The organism is Stenotrophomonas sp. YJH_SMC_80 (assembly GCF_059372495.1).
The window spans coordinates 518,999-539,961 of the sequence record NZ_JCAFVP010000002.1 but is presented as its reverse complement, the minus strand read 5'-3'; the positions used below and the strand labels follow the sequence as shown (position 1 = coordinate 539,961).

Below are 20,963 nucleotides of genomic sequence, written 5' to 3'. Positions count from 1 at the left end.
AATGAGCAAGGAACTGTTGCTGGTAGTCGACGCGGTCGCCAACGAGAAGGGCGTGCCGCGTGAAGTGATCTTCGATGCCATCGAGGCCGCCCTGGCCTCGGCAGCGAAGAAGCGCTATCCCGACGAGGAAGTGCTGACCCGCGTGGTCATCGACCACAAGGATGGCAGCTACGAAACCTTCCGCCGCTGGGAAGTGGTGGCCGACGACGTGGTCATGGAATCGCCGGACCGCCAGATCCGCCTGATGGACGCCGTCGACGAGGCCGAAGGCGTGGACGTCGGCGACTACATCGAAGAGCAGATCGAGAACCCGGACTTCGGCCGCATCGCCGCCCAGGCCGCCAAGCAGGTCATCGTCCAGCGCGTGCGCGAAGCCGAGCGCCAGCAGGTCGTGGATGCGTGGAAGGATCGCGTCGGCGAACTGATCACCGGTGTGGTCAAGCGCGCCGAGCGCGGCAACATCTATGTCGACCTCGGTGGCAATGCCGAAGGCTTCATTCCGAAGGACAAGGGCATTCCGCGCGACGTGCTGCGCGCCGGTGACCGCGTGCGCGGCTACCTGGCCGAAGTCCGTTCGGAACCCCGTGGCCCGCAGCTGTTCATCAGCCGCGCCGCCCCGGAATTCATGATCGAGCTGTTCAAGCTGGAAGTGCCGGAAGTCGGCCAGGGCCTGGTGGAAATCAAGGCCTGCGCCCGTGATCCGGGCGACCGCGCCAAGATCGCCGTGCTCGCCCACGACCAGCGCACCGATCCGATCGGTGCCTGCATCGGCATGCGCGGTTCGCGCGTGCAGGCCGTGTCCAACGAGCTCAATGGCGAGCGCGTGGACATCGTGCTGTGGAACGACAACCCGGCCAACTTCGTCATCAACGCGATGGCGCCGGCCGAAGTGCAGTCGATCATCGTCGATGAAGACAAGCACTCGATGGACCTGGCCGTTGCCGAAGACCGCCTGGCCCAGGCGATCGGCAAGGGCGGCCAGAACGTGCGCCTGGCCAGCCGCCTGACCGGCTGGCAGCTCAACGTGATGACCCAGGACCAGGTCACCGCCAAGTCGGAGGCCGAGCAGGCTTCGGCCCGCCAGCTGTTCATGGACAAGCTGGAAGTGGACGAGGAAATCGCCGGCATCCTGGTCAGCGAAGGCTTCGGCACCGTCGAGGAAATCGCGTATGTCCCGGTCGGCGAACTGCTGGCCGTGGAAGGTTTCGACGAAGACATCGTCGAAGAGCTGCGCGCTCGTGCCCGCGATGCGCTGCTCAATGAGGCCCTGGCAGTCGAAGAAGGCCTTGAAGACGGCCAGCCGGCGCAGGACCTGCTGTCCCTGAAGGGCATGGACGAAGCCACCGCATATGCGCTGGCCGGCCACGGCGTGCGTACCAGCGAGGACCTGTCCGACCTGGCCGCCGACGAGGTCATGGACTTCGGCATCGAAGGACTGGATCAGGCGCGCGCCGCTGCGCTGATCCTGGCCGCCCGTGCCGAAGAGATCGCCCGACTGGAACGCGGCGAATGAGCCGGCAATGAACAGGGCCCTGAGCCGCTCAGGGCGTAGAATCCGCGCCGCCTCCAGATGCGGGGGGGCGCCCACAAGATCATAGGATCCGAATGTCGCAGCAAACCACCATCCGCAAGCTTGCCGAACTGGTCAACACGCCGGTCGAAAAACTGCTGGAACAGCTGGCCGGTGCCGGCATGAAGTTCAGCGGTCCCGACCAGGTCGTGACCAGCTCCGAGAAGGTGAAGCTCCTGGGCTTCCTTCGTCGTTCGCACGGCAAGCCCGAGCAGGCCCCGGAAGAGAGCGATCAGTCTGCAAAGAAGATCACGCTCAACCGCCGGAAGCAGCAGGAAGTGACGGTCAATTCCGGTCGCAGCAAGACGACCGTGAATGTCGAGGTGCGCCAGAAGCGCACCTACGTCAAGGATGGTGCGCGCGCCATGACGCCGGACGAAGAGCGCGCCGACATCCTGCGCAAGCTGGAAGAGTCGCGCGCCCGCAACCTCGCCGAACAGCAGGCCCTGGCCGAGAAGGATCGTCTGCGCGACGAAGCCATCGTCCGTGCCCGTGAGGAAGAGATTGCGGCCAAGGAACGCGCAGAGGCCGAGAAGAAGGCTGCCGAGGAAGCTGCGGCCGCCGCCAAGGCTGCCGAGGCACTGGCTGCCACCAAGCCCAAGCGCGCTCCGATCGATGAAACCGCGCCGCGTCCGCCGCGCACGCCGGCCGCCGCTCCGGCTGCGCCGCGCAGTGCGCCGCCGCCGCCGCGCAACGACGACCGCAACAACCGCAGCGCGCCGCGCAACGAGCGTGGCCCGGGCGACCGTTTCGCCGGCCAGATGCACCTGTCGGCTGCCGACCGTGCGCGTCGTGGCAACAGCAACAACAGCAACACCCGTGGTCGGCCGGGTGGCCGTAACCAGGCCGGTGGCCGTCGCGACATGTCGCGCGGTGGCAACAATGCCGGCCCGCACGCCTTCGAGCGTCCGACCGCGCCGGTGGTGCGTGAAGTGGCGATCGGCGACACGATCACCGTGGCCGACCTGGCGCAGAAGCTCGCGCTGAAGGGCGGCGAGGTGGTCAAGGCGCTGTTCAAGATGGGCGTGATGGCCACCATCACCCAGTCCATCGACCACGACACCGCCGCGCTGGTGACCGAAGAACTCGGCCACAAGGCGATCCGTGCCAACGACAACGACGCCGAAGACGCACTGCTGGCCTCGACCGGTGAAAACCAGGGCGAAGCCACCCAGCGTCCGCCGGTGGTCACCATCATGGGCCACGTCGATCACGGCAAGACCTCGCTGCTGGATTACATCCGCCGCACCAAGGTCGCCACCGGCGAAGCCGGCGGCATCACCCAGCACATCGGTGCCTACCACGTGGATACGCCGAAGGGCGTGATCAGCTTCCTGGATACCCCGGGCCATGCTGCCTTCACCTCGATGCGTGCCCGCGGCGCCAAGCTGACCGATATCGTGGTGCTGGTCGTGGCCGCCGATGACGGCGTCATGCCGCAGACCAAGGAAGCGATCCAGCACGCCCGTTCGGCGGGTGTGCCGCTGATCGTGGCGATCAACAAGATCGACAAGTCCGACGCCGACCCGATGCGGGTCAAGAACGAACTGCTGTCCGAGCAGGTCGTGGCCGAAGATTTCGGTGGTGACACCCAGATGGTGGAGATCTCGGCCAAGACCGGCCTGGGCATCGACGATCTGCTGGACGCCATCTCGATCCAGGCCGAACTGCTGGAACTGAAGGCCGTCGACGAAGGCCGCGCCTCGGGCGTGGTGATCGAATCGTCGCTGGACAAGGGCCGCGGCCCGGTCGCTACCGTGCTGGTGCAGCAGGGCCGCCTGAAGAAGGGCGACTACCTGGTGTGCGGCATCCAGTACGGCCGCGTGCGTGCGCTGTTCGACGAAACCGGCAAGCAGCCGGAGTTCGCCGGCCCGTCCATCCCGGTGCAGGTCCTGGGCCTGTCCGGCGTGCCGGAAGCCGGTGACGACTTCGTGGTGGTCGAGGACGAGCGCCTGGCGAAGGACGTTGCCCAGCAGCGTGAGACCAAGCGCCGTGAATCGCGCCTGGTCGCCACCGCCGGCAGCCGCATGGAAGACATCATGGCGACCCTGGGCAAGGGCGAGGGCCAGCAGGTCCTCAACCTGGTCATCAAGGCCGACGTGCAGGGTTCGGTGCAGGCCCTCAGCCAGGCGCTGGTGGCGCTGTCCAACGAAGACATCCGCATCAACGTGATCCACTCCGGCGTGGGCGGCATCACCGAATCGGACGCCAACTCGGCGGCCGCTTCGAAGGCCACCGTCATCGGCTTCAACGTGCGTGCGGATGCTTCGGCCCGTCGCATCATCGAATCCAACGGCGTGGACCTGCGCTACTTCTCGATCATCTATGACGTGATCGATCAGGTGAAGCAGGTGGCCTCCGGTCTGCTGGGCGTGGAGATCCGCGAAGAGATCATCGGTATCGCCGAGGTCCGCGACGTGTTCCGCAGCTCCAAGCTGGGCGCCGTTGCCGGCTCGATGGTCATCGAGGGCGTGGTCAGGCGCAACAAGCCGATCCGCGTGCTGCGCGACAGCGTGGTGATCTTCGAGGGCGAGCTGGAATCGCTGCGTCGCTTCAAGGAGAACGTCGAGGAAGTCCGCAACGGTACCGAGTGCGGTATCGCGGTGAAGGCCTACAACGACGTCAAGCCGGGTGACCAGATCGAGTGCTTCGAGCGTATCGAAGTGCCGCGCACCCTGTAATGCTGCAAGGTGGCCCGACCAACGGTCGGGCCCCACCATGGACCTGTAGCGCCCGACCGTTGGTCGGGCGACAATCGAATCAAAGGTAGCGCCCGACCGTTGGTCGGGCGACAACTGAACCAAGAGCTCCTCGTGCCCAAGACTTTCCATCGAACCGACCGTGTCTCCGCCCAGCTGCGCCGTGAACTCGGCACCCTGGTGCACAACGCCGTGCGCGAGCATGGGTTGCCCTCGGTGAGCGTGTCCGACGTGGAAATCACCCGCGACATGGCCCATGCCAAGGTGTTCGTCACCGCGCTGATGCCGGAACGTTCGGCCGAAGCCGTGGCCGGCCTGAAGGAGCTGGGCTACCGCCTGCGCATGGACCTGGCACGCGCGATGAAGCTGCGCCACGTGCCGGAGCTGCATTTCCACTACGACGACTCGGTCGACCGTGGTGAGCACATCGACAACATCCTGCGCGACCTGCCCGATACGCTGGCCGCGGAGAAGCGTCGCGAGAGCGACGAAGAATAACCGCGTGGCGCCGGGCATGCCCGGCGTTGTTGCATTCCGGCTGCGCGATGTCTGATGCAGACCGCGCTGCGGCAGTCGAGCATGGCTCGACCCTACAAAATTCTGCCATGACCCGAATTCAGTTCCGCCGCCTGGATGGCATCCTGCTGCTCGACAAGTCGACCGGCATGAGTTCCAACGCCGCCCTGCAGGTAGCCCGCCGCCTGTTCCGCGCCGAGAAAGGGGGGCACACCGGCAGCCTTGACCCGCTGGCCACCGGCCTGCTGCCGCTGTGCTTCGGCGAGGCAACCAAGATCGCCGGCCTGCTACTCGGCTCGGCCAAGGCCTACGACGCCGAGATCGTTCTGGGCCAGACCACCGATACCGACGATGCCGAAGGCCAGGTGCTGCTGCAGCGCCCGGTGCCGGCCATCAGTGCCGAAGCGCTGCAGGCCGCACTGGCGGCGCTGACCGGCAACATCCGCCAGCGTGCCCCGATCTATTCGGCGCTGAAGCAGGGCGGTGAGCCGCTGTATGTGAAGGCCCGCCGCGGCGATGTCATCGAAGCGCCCGAACGCGAGGTGCAGGTACATGCCATCGAGGTGCTGGAGCAGCAGCCGGAACGGTTGCGGCTGCGCGTGACCTGCGGCTCCGGCACCTACATCCGCAGCCTGGCCCGCGACCTGGGCGAGGCGCTGGGCTGTGGTGCCCACATCAGCGCACTGCGTCGGCTCTGGGTCGAGCCGTTCCGTGAGCCGGTGATGGTCACCCTGGACCAGCTGCGGGCGATGGTCGAGGCGGGTGACGAGGCGGGCATGGACGCGCTGCTGCTGCCGCTGGCGGCCGGCCTGGCCGAGTACCCGCGGGTCGACCTGGATGCCGACCAGGCCCACCGCTTCTGCGTCGGCCAGCGCCAGCGCGATCTGTCCTGGCCGCGTGGCCTGGTGGCGGTGTTTGGTCCGGACGACGCTGTCCAGGGCCTGGGCCAGGTCGACGAAAGCGGCCTGCTGGCCCCGCAGCGTCGTTTCAACCTCTGACCTGGGCCTGCCGGTTCAGCCCCGGTCCTTGTCCCGGACGCCCCCGGCCGTTACAATTTCGCGGCCGTTTTCCGGCAGCCTGCCTGGCGCAGGTTTCATCCTCGTAGTCCACGGCGAGCCTGGCGGTGCGCGAAGCGCGTTCCTGCCGGCCACGCATCACAGAGAAAAAGAAATGTCGATCGACACCCAGAAGGTCATTGAAGACAACAAGCGCAGCTCGGCTGACACCGGCTCCCCGGAAGTCCAGGTTGCGCTGCTGACCGCCCGCATCGAACTGCTGACCGGCCACTTCAAGACCCACAAGAAGGACCACCACAGCCGCCGCGGCCTGCTGCAGATGGTCAACCGCCGTCGCAGCCTGCTCGACTACCTGAAGAAGAAGGACGTCGAGCGCTACAAGGCCCTGATCGAGAAGCTTGGCCTGCGTCGCTAAGCAACGAATCCCCCGCGGCGCAGCGATGCGCCGCGGTTTTGTTTTGTAGTACCGCAATCCCCGATTCAGGCCGGAACGATCCGGCCACCCGCTGGCGGCAAGGGTCGCCGACGGTCCAAATTCGCAGACAGCATCCCCAAGGACACCCTCCGTGGCAAAAATCACCAAAACCTTCCAGTACGGCAAGCACACCGTCACGCTTGAGACCGGCGAAGTCGCCCGTCAGGCCAGCGGCGCCGTCATCGTCAAGATGGACGACACCGTACTGCTGGTCACCGCCGTCGCCGCCAAGAGCGCGCGCGAAGGCCAGGACTTCTTCCCGCTGACCGTCGATTATCAGGAAAAGTTCTACGCCGGCGGCCGTATCCCGGGTGGTTTCTTCAAGCGTGAAGGCCGTGCGACCGAGAAGGAAACCCTGATCTCGCGTCTGATCGACCGTCCGATCCGTCCGCTGTTCCCGGAAGACTACAAGAACGAAGTGCAGATCATCGCCACGGTCATGTCGTTGAACCCGGACGTGGACGGCGACATCCCGGCCCTGATCGGTGCCTCCGCTGCCCTGGCCCTGGCCGGCACCCCGTTCATGGGTCCGATCGGCGCTGCCAAGGTCGGTTACAAGAACGGCGAGTACATCCTGAACCCGACCGTCAGCGAACTGGCTGACTCGCAGCTGGAACTGGTCGTCGCCGGTACCTCCAACGCCGTGCTGATGGTTGAATCCGAAGCCGCGCTGCTGTCCGAAGAAGTGATGCTGGGCGCCGTGACCTTCGGTCACCGCGAAATGCAGAAGGTCATCAACGCGATCAACGAGCTGACCGTCGAAGCCGGCACCAAGCCGTCGACCTGGGAAGCCCCGGCCAAGAACGACGCGCTGATCTCCGCCCTGAAGGAAGCCATCGGCCCGCGCCTGGGCGAAGCCTTCCAGGTGCGTGACAAGCTGCAGCGCCGCGACGCCATCTCGGCAATCAAGAAGGACGTGTTCGAAACCCTGGCTGGCCGCGTGGCCGCCGAAGGCTGGAACCCGGCCGAGCTGTCGAAGGAATTCGGCGAGCTGGAATACCGCACCATGCGTGACTCGGTGCTGGACACCAAGGTCCGTATCGACGGCCGTGCGCTGGACACCGTCCGCCCGATCGCCGTGAAGACCGGTGTGCTGCCGCGTACCCACGGTTCCTCGCTGTTCACCCGTGGCGAAACCCAGGCCATCGTGACCATCACCCTGGGCACCGCCCGTGACGGCCAGGTCATCGACGCCGTTGCCGGTGAGTACAAGGAAAACTTCCTGTTCCACTACAACTTCCCCCCGTTCTCGGTGGGTGAGTGCGGCCGCATGATGGGCCCGAAGCGCCGCGAAATCGGCCACGGTCGCCTGGCCAAGCGCGGCGTGCTGGCTGTCATGCCGTCGCTGGAAGCCTTCCCGTACACCATCCGCGTCGTCTCGGAAATCACCGAGTCGAACGGTTCCTCGTCGATGGCCTCGGTCTGCGGTTCCTCGCTGGCCCTGATGGACGCCGGCGTGCCGGTGAAGGCGCCGGTTGCCGGTATCGCCATGGGTCTGGTCAAGGAAGGCGAGCGCTTCGTCGTCCTGTCCGACATCCTGGGTGACGAAGATCACCTGGGCGACATGGACTTCAAGGTGGCCGGTACCGCTGAGGGCATTTCCGCCCTGCAGATGGACATCAAGATCGAAGGCATCACCGAAGAGATCATGAAGCAGGCCCTGCAGCAGGCCAAGGCTGGCCGTCTGCACATCCTGGGCGAAATGGCCCACGGCCTGACCGCTCCGCGTGAAGAGCTGTCGGACTACGCGCCGCGCCTGCTGACCATCAAGATCCACCCGGACAAGATCCGCGAAGTGATCGGCAAGGGTGGTTCGACCATCCAGGCCATCACCAAGGAAACCGGCACCCAGATCGACATCCAGGACGACGGCACCATCGTCATCGCTTCGGTCAACGCCATCGCTGCGCAGGCCGCCAAGGCCCGCATCGAGCAGATCACCTCGGACGTCGAACCGGGCCGCATCTATGAAGGCAAGGTCGCCAAGATCATGGACTTCGGTGCGTTCGTCACCATCCTGCCGGGCAAGGACGGTCTGGTCCACGTGTCGCAGATCTCCAGCGATCGCGTCGAGAAGGTCGGCGACGTGCTGAAGGAAGGCGATGTGGTCAAGGTCAAGGTGCTGGAAGTCGACAAGCAGGGCCGTATCCGCCTGTCGATGAAGGCCGTGGAAGAAGGCGACGCCGCCAGCGCCGAGTAATCGACCTCCGGTCGATTACGGTAGGTGTCAACCTTGGTTGACACGCTTCTGGAATCGCTGAATTGAAAAAGCGGGCTTCGGCCCGCTTTTTCTTTGCCTCGCTGTTATGAAGAACCGCGCACCCAGGTCGTTGCATGTCCTGCCGCGGTGCACGAGAGGCGCTACGCAGCCATCGTTCTGTCGCGGTTGCGCGGATCGCACCTGTCCACTGGACGACATGCCGCGACAACCATCCCGCAGCCCCATCCGTTTGCTAACGTGGCTGCGCCTTCGAACCGGGAGATCCCATGTTCCGCCAGACCGTGGCCGTCCTTGCCGTGCTGATTGCCGGCGCCCTGCCCATTGCCTTGCATGCCGCGCCCGCACAGCCGCCGATCTTCGGTGCCTACTACCCCGGCGGCTCGGCCGCGCGCTACCCGGTGTCGAGCATTCCGGCCGAGCGCCTCACCCACCTGTTCTACGCGTTCTCCACCATCGAGGACGGCCGCTGCACGGTCGGCGCCGAAGCGCCGAAGAATTTTGCTGCGCTGGCCGAGCTGAAGAAGGCGCACCCGCATCTGCGCACGCTGATCTCAATTGGTGGATGGGGCGCAGGTGGATTCTCCGATGCAGCGCTGACCGAGGCCAGCCGCAAGCGCCTGGTCGACTCGTGCATGGCGCTGTTCTTCGACCGCCATGCCGGCAGCTTCGATGGCGTGGACATCGACTGGGAGTTCCCGGTCAGTGGCGGACCGAAGGAGCTGGCGCACCGCCCGCAGGATCGCGCCAACCTGACCCGGCTCGCGCAGGCGTTCCGCGTGGCACTCGACGCGCACGGGCGCAAGGAGCGACAGCCGATGCTGCTGACCGCCGCGCTGGCCGCCGGTCGCCTGCAGACCGATGGCCCCTACGATCCAGCAGCGAGCTACGACCTGCCGGCGTTGGCCAAGGTGTTCGATTTCATCAACCTGATGAGCTACGACATGGGCACCGGTTTCTCGGCGGTGTCGACCTTCAACGCGCCGCTGCATGAAGTGCCGGCCGATCCGCTGGCCCCGGAGCTGCGGCGCTGGAACCACGTGGCCGGCGCGGTGCAGTACTACCGCGAGCACGGCGTGCCGGCCGAGAAGCTGGTGCTGGGCGTACCGTTCTACGGGCGCGGCTTCAAGGTCACCGGCGATGCAGCGGATGGTCTGTACCAGTCCTACAGTGCGCCGGCCGATGCCGGCGACTGGCGGGTGATCAAGGCGCGCTATCTCGATCAGCCGGGTTGGACGAAACACTGGCAGCCGCAGGCGCAGAGCCCGTGGCTGTACAACGCCGGGCAGAAGATCTTCATCAGCTATGAAGACCCGCGCTCGATCGGGCTGCGTGCGCAGTTCGCCCGTGAGCAGGGCCTGGCCGGGGTCTTCATGTGGGAGCTGACCGGCGACGACGAACAGGCCAGCCTGCTCAACGCCATGCTGGGCCCCTGGCAGAAGGCGCGCATCGGCGATTGAGCTGCATCAGGCGATGCCCGGCGCAATGCCGCAACGCCATTGGCCCAACCCTGCACAGCAGGGCCACGCCCGCAGCGTTACGCTGCGGGCATGATCCATCTTGAACGCCTGGACCACCTGGTCCTCACCGTCGCCGACATCGACCGCAGCTGTGACTTCTACCAGCGCGTGCTCGGCATGCAGGTCGTGCGCTTCGGCGCGGGTCGTACCGCGCTGCAGTTCGGCCAGCAGAAGATCAATCTGCATGCGGCCAGTGCTCCGCTGCAGCCGCATGCGCTGCGGCCCACGCCGGGCAGTGCCGACCTGTGCCTGGTCACGCGCATGGCGACAGTCGATGTGCTGTCCCACCTACAGGCGCAGTCCGTTGCAGTGGAAGAGGGGCCGGTTGCACGCACCGGCGCGCTGGGGCCGATCGAATCGGTGTATTTCCGCGACCCGGATGGCAACCTGATCGAAGTGAGTCGTTACCCCGGCGAGGCATGATCCTGCTTGGGTAGCGTCGAGCTTGCTCGACGGTGCTTGGCGCGAAATCAACAGCTGTCGAGCAAGCTCGACGCCACAGGGGGCGTTGCGCGCAACGGTAGGTAGCGCCGGGGCATGCCCGGCGAAGGTTCAGTTGGCCCAGACGCTGTTGGGATCGCCGTTGCGGGCGCGGCGCTGGCTGGCCACTGCCAGGCGGGCAAAGCCGAAGGCCATGGCCAGCGCGATGGCGTCGACCCAGAACAGCGGCCAGTGGCCACGCGCGGCGGCGCGCCACAGCCAGTCACCATTGAGTGCGCCGTGCAGCACCGGTACCAGCGCGGTACTGATCGCCGCCGCCCACAGCAACTCGCGTGCGGCCTGCGCCGGGCGTCGCAGCGCGGCCCACAGCGCACAGGCCGCCCAACTGCCGAAGCAGCCCCAGCGGATGCCGCGATCGACCGCTGTCGGCGCCAGCCGCTCCAGCACCAGCGCGGTGACGAACGCGACCGAGATCGCCACGCACAGGCCGATGCACACGCCGACCGTCGCCCGCGCCATGTTCACCCCGGCGCGCGGCTGCTGCGGCTGGCGACGCTTGCGCCGCGACTCGATCCACAGCAGGTTGCCCGAATAGAACAGGAACGCACCGCCAAGGCCGAGCAGGAAGTACAGCCAGACCACCACGCCGTTGCCGAATTCGCCGAAGTGCAGCGCGTAGGCGGCGCTGAGCGTGGCGTGGTTGGCGTCGCGCTGGCCCGGCAGCTGCGAGGCCAGAACGTCGCCGGTGGCCACGTCCAGCGCCACCGCGCCAAGCGGGCCGAGCGTGCCGGTGGATTCGCCGGTGATCTCGATGGTGGCATTGGCATCGCCGGCATTGGCCAGCTTCAGGTAGGCCGGTTCGAAGTTGGCCACGCCCTGTGCGCGGGCGACTTCAAGCGCGCGCGCATGCAGCACGCGCAGGCTGCCCGGCGGTGCCGGAATGCCACTGGCATCGCGCACGGGCGCGGTGTCCATCGCCGTCGGCACCGCCTGCAGCGCCTTGCCGTCGTAGATCAACGGGTTGAGCAGGGCCATCTGCACGAACACCAGACAGAGCAGGGCACCGGTCACCGCGAACATCAGGTGGAAAGGCAGGCTGAGCACGCCGATCACGTTGTGCGCGTCCTGCCACAGCTGCTTCAGGTTGCGGCCCGGACGCAGCGCGAACAGGTCGCCGAGCAGCTTCGGCAGATGGATCACCAGGCCGCTGAGCAGTGCCATGCCGTACAGCAGGCTGACAATGCCCATCACGTAGATCCCGGCTACGGGCAGGCCGAGGCTGTAATGGAGCTCGTTGACCAGTTCGGCCAGTCCGGTCTGCGGTGGTGTGGGGCTGCCGGCGATCTGGCCGGGCCAGGCATAGCGCCAGCTGCCGTCATCGGCCTGCCAGTACGCAAGCGGCTGCGGGTGTTCGGCGCCGGGGAAGGTCATGCCGACGTGGCGGCGTGCCTCCGGATGCGCAGCCAGCACGTCTTCCAGCAGGTACTGCGCATCGTCCAGCCCGGCGGGCAGTGCGGTGGCGGCTCCCGGGGTCTGCCACAGTGGCAGGTCGTGATGGAACAGGGTCAGCGCACCTGCGTAGAAGGCCACGAACAGGCCGAAGCCGGCCACCAGGCCGACCCAGGTATGCAGGGTGGTGAACGTGCGCAGGGTCTGCGAACTGAACTTCATGGGAGAGGTCTCATTGCACTGCGCCGGTCAGGCGCAGCAGCCCGAGCATGGCGAAGCCGGCGGCGGCGCTGCCACCCAGCACCAGCCAGGCGCGCAGCCCGCTGCGGAAACTGAACGCCCACAGGGCGGCCAGCATCCACAGCGGGATGAAAGCGATCAGGGTCGGCACCAGCGCCCGCTGCCAGGGGCCGGGCGGTACCCATGCCAGCAGGCCGGTCGCGGCCGCGGCCAGGAGGAAGCCGGCCACGGTGCCAGCGAAGGCGCGCGGCCACATCAGGGCGACTCCGTGCCGGGACGGTGCCAGGCGGCCAGCGCCGGCAACAGCATCGCGGCCAGCATCCAGGTGCACAACATCGCCACCAGGCCGGCGGCAAAGCCGAGCTCGGCCATCCACAGCCACAGCGCGGCGGCAGCGGCGACCAGGCCGATCTGGCGGCCCAGGCGGCCGGCGCGGCGCAGGCGCGGCCAGCGGCAATGCGGCGAAGCGGCATAGAAGGCCAGCGCCGAGAACATCGCTGCCAGCATGCCCAGGCTGCAGAAGCCGAGCGTGGAAAGGCCGACGGTGATCATTGCGGGCGGCCGGCGTGGCAGCGGGCCGGCGAACGCGGGGCACGGGCGGGGCCGGCGGAAGCCGGTCGGAGCGGGTGGCGCATCACGGGGTCCTGGGGGAAAGCGGGCAGGCTGGCACGGAGCGGCCTGCGCCGACATGGTAATCATTGCGATTTCACGCCGCCAGCGAGGCACATTCAGCCGACCGTACGGTAGCCCTTGGGCTTTCCCGTGCGCTGGTTTAAGATCATCGTAGAACCCTGACTGGAACAAGGTGGCCCGCGCCCAGCGCCGGCCGAGCGTGCGACATGAGCACTACCACCGCCCACTGTTGACCTGCCCCCGAAGGCCCTGTGTTCCAGGCGCCCTCGCGGCGCTTTTTTGTTGCCCGGGCGCCGCCCCGGGAACGCTTTCCAGCCCGCCCAGCGGGCCCCGCACGAAGCCACTGCGATGATCAACATTACTCTTCCCGACGGCAGCCGCCGCGAATTTGAAAACCCCGTCAGCGTCATGGAGGTCGCCCAGTCGATCGGCGCCGGCCTGGCCAAGGCCACCATCGCCGGTGCCGTGGATGGCGTGCTGGTCGATGCCAGCGACGTCATCGACCACGATGCCAGCCTGCGCATCATCACCGCCAAGGACGAGGAGGGCGTGGAGATCATCCGCCACTCCTCCGCCCACCTGGTCGGCCACGCCGTCAAGCAGCTCTACCCGGACGTGAAGATGGTGATCGGCCCGGTGATCGCCGAAGGCTTCTATTACGACATCTACTCCGAGCGCCCGTTCACCCCGGACGACATGGCCGCGATCGAGAAGCGCATGGGCGAGCTGATCGCCCAGGACTACGACGTCATCAAGAAGATGACCCCGCGCGCCGAAGTGATCGAGATCTTCAAGGCCCGTGGCGAGGACTACAAGCTGCGCCTGATCGAGGACATGTCCGACGACATCCAGGCGATGGGCATGTACTATCACCAAGAATACGTGGACATGTGCCGTGGCCCGCACGTGCCGAACACGCGCTTCCTGAAGGCCTTCAAGCTGACCCGCATCTCCGGCGCCTACTGGCGCGGTGACGCGCAGAACGAGCAGCTGCAGCGCATCTACGGCACCGCCTGGGCCGACAAGAAGCAGCTCGAGGCGTACATCAAGCGCATCGAAGAAGCTGAAATGCGCGACCACCGCCGCATCGGCAAGCAGCAGGACCTGTTCCACCTGCAGGAAGAAGCACCGGGCCTGGTGTTCTGGCACCCGAAGGGCTGGGCGCTGTGGCAGGTGGTCGAGCAGTACATGCGCAAGGTCTACCGCAACAGCGGCTATGGCGAAGTGCGCTGCCCGCAGATCCTGGACGTGAGCCTGTGGAAGAAGTCCGGTCACTGGGACAACTACCAGGACAACATGTTCTTCACCGAATCGGAGAAGCGCACGTACGCGGTCAAGCCGATGAACTGCCCGGGCCACATCCAGGTGTTCAACCAGGGCCTGCACAGCTACCGCGACCTGCCGATCCGCTATGGTGAGTTCGGTTCCTGCCATCGCAACGAGCCGTCCGGCGCGCTGCACGGCATCCTGCGCGTGCGTGGCTTCACCCAGGACGACGGCCACGTGTTCTGCACGGAAAACCAGATCGAGTCGGAAGTGACTGCCTTCCACCAGCAGGCGCTGGCGGTCTACCAGCACTTCGGTTTCGACGAGATCCAGATCAAGATCGCGCTGCGCCCGGAATCGCGCCTGGGTGACGACGCCACCTGGGACAAGGCCGAAGGCGCGCTGCGCTCGGCGCTGACCGCCTGTGGCGTGGAATGGCAGGAGCTGCCGGGCGAGGGCGCCTTCTACGGCCCGAAGATCGAGTACCACCTGAAGGATGCCATCGGCCGTACCTGGCAGCTGGGCACCATGCAGGTGGACTTCATGATGCCGGGCCGCCTGGGCGCCGAGTACGTGGACGAGAACAGCCAGAAGAAGCACCCGGTCATGCTGCACCGCGCCATCGTCGGCTCGATGGAGCGCTTCCTGGGCATCCTGATCGAGCACCACGCCGGCCAGTTCCCGGCCTGGCTGGCCCCGACCCAGGTGGTGGTGGCCAACATCACCGACGCCCAGGCCGACTACGTCTCGGGCGTGACCAAAACCCTTGCGGAGCAAGGCTTCCGCGTCAGCTCGGATTTGCGTAACGAGAAGATCGGCTATAAAATCCGCGAGCATACGTTGCAGCGCGTGCCCTACCTGCTGGTCATCGGTGACCGCGAGAAGGAAAATGGGGCTGTGGCGGTGCGTACGCGTTCTGGCGAAGACCTGGGCAGCATGAGCCTGCAGGCCTTCATCGAGCGGCTCCACGCCGAGGGCGCGTAAGCAAAGGTCCGGTCCGGGCGCACAGGCACCCGGACCGGTTCGATACCCTTGGGAGAACGTAATATCAGCACCCCTGACAACAAACAGAACCGCAAGAATCAGGAAATCCGTGTGCCGCGCGTCCGCGTGATCGGCAGTGACGGAGAAATGATCGGCGTGTTGTCGCGCGACGAAGCGCTGTCCATGGCCGAAGATGAAGGCCTGGACCTGGTCGAGATCCAGCCGCAGGCCGATCCGCCGGTCTGCAAGATCATGGACTTCGGCAAGTTCAAGTTCGAAGCGCAGAAGAAGGCCAGCGAGGCCAAGAAGAAGACCAAGCAGGTCGAGATCAAGGAAGTGAAGTTCCGTCCGGTCACGGACGAGGGCGACTACCAGATCAAGCTGCGCAAGATGCGCGGGTTCCTCGAAGATGGTGACAAGATCAAGGTCAACATCCGTTTCCGTGGCCGTGAAATGAGCCACCAGGAACTGGGCCGCGAAATGGCCAACCGGATCGAGACCGATCTGGGCGAGGACATCGTCATTGAATCCCGTCCGCGCCTGGAAGGGCGTCAGATGGTCATGATGATCGCGCCGAAGAAGAAGACCTGAGGCCTGACGGGCCGCCTTCCGGGGCGCCTGGCTGAATGGTTCAGGGTAAGGGGACGCCGCTGGCGTCCCTTTGCTTTTGCAGGACGCCGGTGAATCGCCGGTAAAGGGTTGCAGGGGCTGGTGGCAGGGCGGTTTTGCCTGTATCATGCCCGGCTCGACCCACCCAGGACGGGTCGTACGCCGATCATGGCAGGACGGAAAGAGCGGCCCAGGCCGCCGCCAGATCAGTCAGAAACCAGGGTCATATCCCATCAAGGACATTGCAATGCCCAAGATCAAGACCAACCGGGCAGCGGCCAAGCGTTTCCGCAAGACCGCCTCGGGCAAGTACAAGTGCGGCCACGCCAACCGTAGCCACATCCTCACGAAGAAAGCGACCAAGCGTAAGCGTAATCTGCGTCAGACGGGCCATGTCCGTGCAGAAGACGCAGGCCGTCTGGACCGCATGCTCCCTTACCTCTGAGGAACTGAAAAATGGCACGAGTTAAGCGTGGCGTACAGGCGCGTCGCCGCCACAAGAAAATCCTGGATCTCGCCAAGGGCTATTACAACGCCCGCCGCAAGGTCTTCCGCGTCGCCAAGCAGGCGGTCATCAAGGCACAGCAGTACGCCTACATCGGCCGTAAGCAGAAGAAGCGCAACTTCCGTTCGCTGTGGATCACCCGTATCAATGCGGCTGCCCGCATCAACGGCCTGAGCTACAGCCGCTTCATGAACGGTCTGCTGAAGGCCGGCATCACCCTGGATCGCAAGGTCCTGGCTGACATCGCCGTGCACGACGCAGCCGGTTTTGCTGCGCTGGCCGAAAAGGCCAAGGGCGCGCTGGCGGCATAAGTCCTTCCCGATGCCGTAACCGTTCACTCGGACGGTGTCAGGTCAAGGCAATGCATGGGGAAGGGCGCAAGTCCTTCCCCATTCTTTTTTGGGTCCCGGCGAGGCCACGACGGCAGCGCGGGGACGGCGGTGGCGACAGGGGTCGGCCCTTCGCGCATCGCGATGGCAGATCGACTGGAGTTCCAGCCCCCCATGAGCGACATCCAATCCCTCACCACCCAGGCGCTGGCCGATGTGGCCGCCGCACAGAGCCCCGACGTGCTGGAGCAGCTGCGCGTGGCCCTGCTTGGCAAGAGCGGCAGCATCACCTCGCAGCTCAAGCAGCTCGGTGCCCTGCCGGCCGACGAGCGCAAGGCCGCCGGTGAAGCGATCAACCAGGCCCGCGACGTGCTGACCCGCGCGCTGGGCGAGCGCAAGGCGCTGCTGGAAGACGCGGCACTGGATGCGCGCCTGGCCGCCGAAGCCATCGACATCACCCTGCCGGGCCGCAATGGCGACCGTGCCGGCCTGCACCCGATCACCCGCACCCTGGAGCGCATCACCGGCATCTTCGGCCGGCTGGGCTACGAGCTGTCGGAAGGGCCGGAGATCGAGGACGACTGGCACAACTTCGAGGCGCTGAACTTCCCGCCGCACCACCCGGCGCGCGCCATGCATGACACCTTCTACTTCGGCGACGGCCGCCTGCTGCGTACGCATACCTCCGGTGTGCAGGTGCGCTACATGGGCGACCACGCGCCGCCGCTGCGCATGATCGCCGCCGGCAAGGTGTACCGCAGCGACAGCGACCAGACCCACTCGCCGATGTTCCACCAGGTGGAAGGCCTGCTGGTCGACGAGCATTCGACCTTCGCCGACCTGAAGGGCACGTTGGCCGAGTTCGTGCGCGCGTTCTTCGAGCGCGATTTCGAGATGCGTTTCCGTCCCAGCTACTTCCCGTTCGTTGAACCGGGCGCGGAAGTGGACATCGCCTGGCAGCAGCCCGATGGCAGCACCCGCTGGCTGGAAGTGCTCGGCTGCGGCATGGTCCATCCGAACGTGCTGCGCAATGTCGGCATCGATCCGGAGCGCTACACCGGCTTCGCCTTCGGCATGGGCGTGGAGCGTTTCGCGATGCTGCGCTACGGCGTCAACGACCTGCGCGCGTTCTTCGAGAACGATGTGCGGTTCCTGAAGCAGTTCGCGTAAGCCGCAACCGTGTAGAGCCGAGCCATGCTCGGCTGCTTTCTGGATGGACGCCTGCTTGCGCATGCGCTGGGCGACCCCAAAAACCGCAACGGGAGGCACGCCTCCCACCAGGGTGACACCATGAAATTCTCCGAAAACTGGCTGCGCAGCCACGTCCCGACCTCCGCCTCGCGCGATGAGCTGAGCGCGGTGCTGACCGCCATCGGCCTGGAAGTGGAAGAAGTAACCGCGCTTGGCGAAGGCCTCGATCACGTGGTCGTGGCACGCATCGTTGAAGCCGTGCGCCATCCGGAAGCCGACCGCCTGCAGGTGTGCAGGGTCGATGCCGGGCAGGGCGAACTGCTGCAGATCGTGTGTGGCGCACCGAACGCACGCCCGGGCCTGGTCGCGCCGCTGGCGATGGTTGGTGCGCAGATCGGCGAGCTGAAGATCAAACCGGCCAAGCTGCGTGGCGTCGAGTCCAACGGCATGCTGTGCTCGGCCAAGGAGCTGGGCCTGGACAGCGATGCGTCCGGCCTGCTGGAACTGCCGGACGATGCCCCGATCGGCCAGACCCTGGTCGAGTACCTGGGCCTGCCGGACGCCAGCATCGAGATCAAGCTGACCCCGAACCGCGCCGACTGCTTCAGCCTGCGCGGCATCGCCTACGACGTCGCCGCCGCCACCCGCAGTGAAGTGCTGGATTTCGCCGCCGATGCCATCGTGCCGGTTGGCAACCGCGAACTGTCGATCCAGCTCGACGCCGGCGCCGAAGCGCCGCGTTACCTGGGCCGTGTCATCGAAGGCGTCAATGCTGCCGCCAGGACCCCGCTGTGGATGGCCGAGCGCCTGCGCCGCAGCGGCGTGCGTCCGGTCTCGCTGCTGGTCGACATCACCCAGTACGTGATGCTGGAGCTGGGCCAGCCGATGCACGCCTACGACCTGGGCACCCTGCAGGGCAGCATCGCCGTGCGCCGTTCGCGCGCGGGCGAGACGCTGAAGCTGCTGGACGGCCGCGATGCTGCGCTGGACGACAGCTTCCTGGTGGTCACCGATGCTGACCGTGCGGTCGGCCTGGCCGGCCTGATGGGCGGCTTCGACACCCGCGTCACCGACGCGACCACCGCCGTGTTCCTGGAAGCCGCGCACTTCGCGCCGGCCGCGATCATGGGCCGTGGCCGCAAGCTGGGCCTGCACACCGATGCCGGCCATCGCTTCGAGCGCGGCGTCGATCCGGCGCTGCCGCGCACCGCGATCGAGTACGCCACCCGCCTGGTGCTGGACCTGGCCGGCGGTACCCCGGCACCGGTCACCGAGGCCGTGCGTGAAGCCGATCTGCCGCAGCCGGCGACCATCGTGCTGCGCCGCGCCCGCATCACCCGCGTGCTCGGCATCAGCATCGACGATGCCGAAGTCGAGCGCATCCTGCGCGCGCTTGGCATGGACGTGGTTGCCACCGCCGAGGGCTGGCAGGTCACGGCGCCGAGCCGCCGCTTCGACATCGCCATCGAAGAAGACCTGATCGAAGAGCTGGCCCGCATCCACGGTTACGAGCAGATCCCGACCACGCTGCCGGGCGGTGCCTCGCGCGTGGCGATGCCGAGCGAGACGCAGCTGGACGCGCTGAGCGTGCGCCGCCAGCTGATCGCCCGTGACCAGCAGGAAACCGTCAACTTCGCCTTCGTCGACGACGCGCTGCTGACCCAGTGGCAGCTGCGCGACGGTCTGGTGCCGCTGGCCAACCCGCTGTCGGCGGAACTGGCGGTGATGCGTCCTTCGCTGCTGCCGGGCCTGGTCGACACGCTTGGCCGCAATGCCGCGCGCCAGCTGGGCCGCGTGCGCCTGTTCGAGATCGGCCGTGTGTTTGCCCAGCAGAGCGGAGACGGCCAACCGGCGCCGCTGGAAACCCCGCGCGTGGCCGCTGCGGTCTGCGGTGAAGCGCAGGCGGTGCAGTGGGGCCTGCCGACCCGCAAGGTCGATTTCCATGACCTGAAGGGCGACCTGGAATCGCTGGCGGCTGCCAGTGGCGCGCAGCTGGAGTTCCGTCCGTCGGCCCGCGCCTACGGCCACCCGGCGCGTTCGGCCGAGGTGTTCCGCGATGGCGTGGCCATCGGCTGGATCGGCCAGATCCATCCGCGCCTGGCGCGGGCGATGGAGATCGAGGCCGACGTGTACGCCTTCGAGCTGGACCTGGAGCCGCTGACCGCCCGTCGCCTGCCGCGTGCCGGCGAGCTGTCGCGCTTCCCGGCGGTGCGCCGCGACCTGGCGTTCCTGGTGCCTGAGCAGGTGGCCTGGGCCGACCTGGCGGCGACCGTCCGCCAGGCCGCCGGCCCGCTGCTGCGCGACCTGAACCTGTTCGACCGCTATGTTGGCCAGGGCGTCGAGCCGGGCTTCAAGAGTCTCGCTATGGGCTTGATTTTGCAGGACAAGTCGCGCACTCTGACGGACCGCGACGTGGATGCGGTGGTGGCCGAGGCGGTCACTGCCATCGAGCGTGAACACCACGCCCGGATCCGCGGCTGAGCGGGCAGCACTCGGGGGTAGCAGGCAATGGCATTGACCAAGGCGGAGATGGCGGAAAAGCTGTTCGACGAAGTCGGTCTGAACAAGCGTGAAGCCAAGGAATTCGTCGACGCGTTTTTCGATGTGCTGCGTGAAGCATTGGAACAGGGACGTCAGGTGAAGCTGTCGGGCTTCGGTAATTTCGATCTGCGGCGCAAGAACCAGCGCCCGGGTCGCAACCCCAAGACCGGCGAGGAAATTCCGATTTCCGCCCGTACGGTGGTCACCTTCCGTCCGGGCCAGAAGCTCAAGGAGAGGGTGGAGGCTTATGCTGGATCCGGGCAGTAACCGCGAACTACCGCCGATCCCGGCCAAGCGCTACTTCACCATTGGTGAGGTCAGCGAGCTGTGCGACGTCAAGCCGCACGTCCTGCGCTACTGGGAAACCGAGTTTCCCAGCCTTGAGCCGGCCAAGCGCCGAGGCAACCGCCGCTACTACCAGCGCCATGACGTGCTGATGGTGCGGCAGATCCGCAGCCTGCTGTACGAACAGGGCTACACCATCGGTGGTGCCCGCCTGCGCCTGGATGGCCCCGATGCCCGCGAGGAATCGGCGCTGAGCAACCAGATCATCAAGCAGGTGCGCATGGAGCTGGAAGAAGTGCTGCAGTTGTTGCGCCGCTGATCCCATTTCCATCGTAATCCGCTATACTTCACGGCCCGCCGCACTGGCGGGCACATCGCAGCATCAGTCGGGGCGTAGCGCAGCCTGGTAGCGCATCTGCCTGGGGGGCAGAGGGTCGTCGGTTCGAATCCGGCCGTCCCGACCAAAAGCAGCGATA

General features: G+C 66.4%; 19 protein-coding genes and 1 tRNA gene. 17 read left to right on the top strand and 3 right to left on the bottom strand.

Annotated features, from left to right (window positions below):
- Nucleotide 1 precedes the first annotated feature (1 nt).
- The 8 genes from nusA (at nucleotide 2) to AC5P99_RS05605 (ending at nucleotide 10,437) form a co-directional block, all read left to right on the top strand.
- Nucleotides 2-1,513, top strand: a complete 1,512-nt coding sequence (nusA, locus tag AC5P99_RS05640; protein WP_005410449.1) for a transcription termination factor NusA — start codon at nucleotides 2-4, stop codon at nucleotides 1,511-1,513.
- Nucleotides 1,514-1,605: 92 nt separating this feature from the next.
- Nucleotides 1,606-4,251 carry a translation initiation factor IF-2 gene (gene infB / locus AC5P99_RS05635; protein WP_005410448.1) on the top strand — a complete coding sequence of 882 codons (2,646 nt, stop codon included), beginning with the start codon at nucleotides 1,606-1,608 and terminating at the stop codon, nucleotides 4,249-4,251.
- Between the two features lie 132 nt (nucleotides 4,252-4,383).
- The gene (rbfA, locus tag AC5P99_RS05630) at nucleotides 4,384-4,767 is read left to right on the top strand and encodes a 30S ribosome-binding factor RbfA (RefSeq protein WP_005410447.1); all 384 of its coding nucleotides are present in this window, start codon (nucleotides 4,384-4,386) and stop codon (nucleotides 4,765-4,767) included.
- 107 nt (nucleotides 4,768-4,874) lie between these two features.
- Nucleotides 4,875-5,783 (top strand): tRNA pseudouridine(55) synthase TruB, encoded by a 909-nt coding sequence (truB, locus tag AC5P99_RS05625; RefSeq protein WP_005410446.1) that lies wholly within the window; start codon nucleotides 4,875-4,877, stop codon nucleotides 5,781-5,783.
- 172 nt (nucleotides 5,784-5,955) lie between these two features.
- A complete protein-coding gene (gene rpsO, locus AC5P99_RS05620) occupies nucleotides 5,956-6,216 on the top strand; it encodes a 30S ribosomal protein S15 (RefSeq protein ID WP_005410445.1) in 261 nt (86 codons plus the stop codon).
- 151 nt (nucleotides 6,217-6,367) lie between these two features.
- Complete coding sequence (pnp, locus tag AC5P99_RS05615; protein WP_005410444.1) at nucleotides 6,368-8,476, top strand: polyribonucleotide nucleotidyltransferase; 2,109 nt, start codon at nucleotides 6,368-6,370, stop codon at nucleotides 8,474-8,476.
- A 287-nt stretch (nucleotides 8,477-8,763) separates the two neighbouring features.
- A complete protein-coding gene (locus tag AC5P99_RS05610) occupies nucleotides 8,764-9,954 on the top strand; it encodes a glycoside hydrolase family 18 protein (protein ID WP_108270355.1) in 1,191 nt (396 codons plus the stop codon).
- 90 nt (nucleotides 9,955-10,044) lie between these two features.
- Nucleotides 10,045-10,437, top strand: coding sequence for a VOC family protein (locus tag AC5P99_RS05605; RefSeq protein ID WP_005410442.1), 393 nt, complete (start codon nucleotides 10,045-10,047; stop codon nucleotides 10,435-10,437).
- 129 nt (nucleotides 10,438-10,566) lie between these two features.
- On the opposite strand, the gene AC5P99_RS05600 is transcribed toward AC5P99_RS05605, so the two are convergent.
- Genes AC5P99_RS05600 through AC5P99_RS05590 form a run of 3 tightly spaced genes read right to left on the bottom strand, consistent with a single transcriptional unit; the run spans nucleotide 10,567 to nucleotide 12,696 of the window.
- On the bottom strand, nucleotides 10,567-12,126 hold the full coding sequence (locus tag AC5P99_RS05600; RefSeq protein ID WP_187757097.1) for a PepSY-associated TM helix domain-containing protein: 1,560 nt from the start codon (nucleotides 12,124-12,126) through the stop codon (nucleotides 10,567-10,569).
- A 10-nt stretch (nucleotides 12,127-12,136) separates the two neighbouring features.
- A complete protein-coding gene (locus AC5P99_RS05595) occupies nucleotides 12,137-12,400 on the bottom strand; it encodes a hypothetical protein (protein ID WP_099605435.1) in 264 nt (87 codons plus the stop codon).
- Nucleotides 12,400-12,696: a hypothetical protein gene (locus AC5P99_RS05590; protein WP_005410439.1), complete on the bottom strand. Its 297-nt coding sequence runs from the start codon at nucleotides 12,694-12,696 to the stop codon at nucleotides 12,400-12,402. Before AC5P99_RS05590 ends, AC5P99_RS05595 begins: the two co-directional genes overlap by 1 nt.
- Nucleotides 12,697-13,125: 429 nt before the next feature.
- Here AC5P99_RS05590 and thrS point away from each other — a divergent pair, with 429 nt between their 5' ends.
- The 9 genes from thrS (at nucleotide 13,126) to AC5P99_RS05545 (ending at nucleotide 20,951) form a co-directional block, all read left to right on the top strand.
- Nucleotides 13,126-15,027 carry a threonine--tRNA ligase gene (thrS, locus tag AC5P99_RS05585; protein WP_285309823.1) on the top strand — a complete coding sequence of 634 codons (1,902 nt, stop codon included), beginning with the start codon at nucleotides 13,126-13,128 and terminating at the stop codon, nucleotides 15,025-15,027.
- Between the two features lie 48 nt (nucleotides 15,028-15,075).
- Nucleotides 15,076-15,618 (top strand): translation initiation factor IF-3, encoded by a 543-nt coding sequence (gene infC, locus AC5P99_RS05580; protein WP_005410437.1) that lies wholly within the window; start codon nucleotides 15,076-15,078, stop codon nucleotides 15,616-15,618.
- 265 nt (nucleotides 15,619-15,883) lie between these two features.
- A complete protein-coding gene (gene rpmI, locus AC5P99_RS05575; protein ID WP_005410436.1) occupies nucleotides 15,884-16,081 on the top strand; it encodes a 50S ribosomal protein L35 in 198 nt (65 codons plus the stop codon).
- 11 nt (nucleotides 16,082-16,092) lie between these two features.
- The gene (gene rplT, locus AC5P99_RS05570; protein ID WP_005410435.1) at nucleotides 16,093-16,452 is read left to right on the top strand and encodes a 50S ribosomal protein L20; all 360 of its coding nucleotides are present in this window, start codon (nucleotides 16,093-16,095) and stop codon (nucleotides 16,450-16,452) included.
- A 192-nt stretch (nucleotides 16,453-16,644) separates the two neighbouring features.
- A complete protein-coding gene (locus AC5P99_RS05565; RefSeq protein ID WP_005410434.1) occupies nucleotides 16,645-17,640 on the top strand; it encodes a phenylalanine--tRNA ligase subunit alpha in 996 nt (331 codons plus the stop codon).
- A 120-nt stretch (nucleotides 17,641-17,760) separates the two neighbouring features.
- Entirely contained in the window at nucleotides 17,761-20,142 is a 2,382-nt protein-coding gene (gene pheT, locus AC5P99_RS05560; RefSeq protein ID WP_495212972.1) for a phenylalanine--tRNA ligase subunit beta, read from the top strand.
- Nucleotides 20,143-20,169: 27 nt separating this feature from the next.
- Nucleotides 20,170-20,469, top strand: a complete 300-nt coding sequence (locus AC5P99_RS05555; RefSeq protein WP_005410432.1) for an integration host factor subunit alpha — start codon at nucleotides 20,170-20,172, stop codon at nucleotides 20,467-20,469.
- Entirely contained in the window at nucleotides 20,450-20,806 is a 357-nt protein-coding gene (locus AC5P99_RS05550; protein ID WP_005410431.1) for a MerR family transcriptional regulator, read from the top strand. The genes AC5P99_RS05555 and AC5P99_RS05550 overlap by 20 nt, the downstream gene beginning before the upstream one ends.
- A gap of 68 nt (nucleotides 20,807-20,874) precedes the next feature.
- A tRNA-Pro gene (locus AC5P99_RS05545) sits at nucleotides 20,875-20,951 on the top strand.
- Nucleotides 20,952-20,963 lie beyond the last annotated feature (12 nt).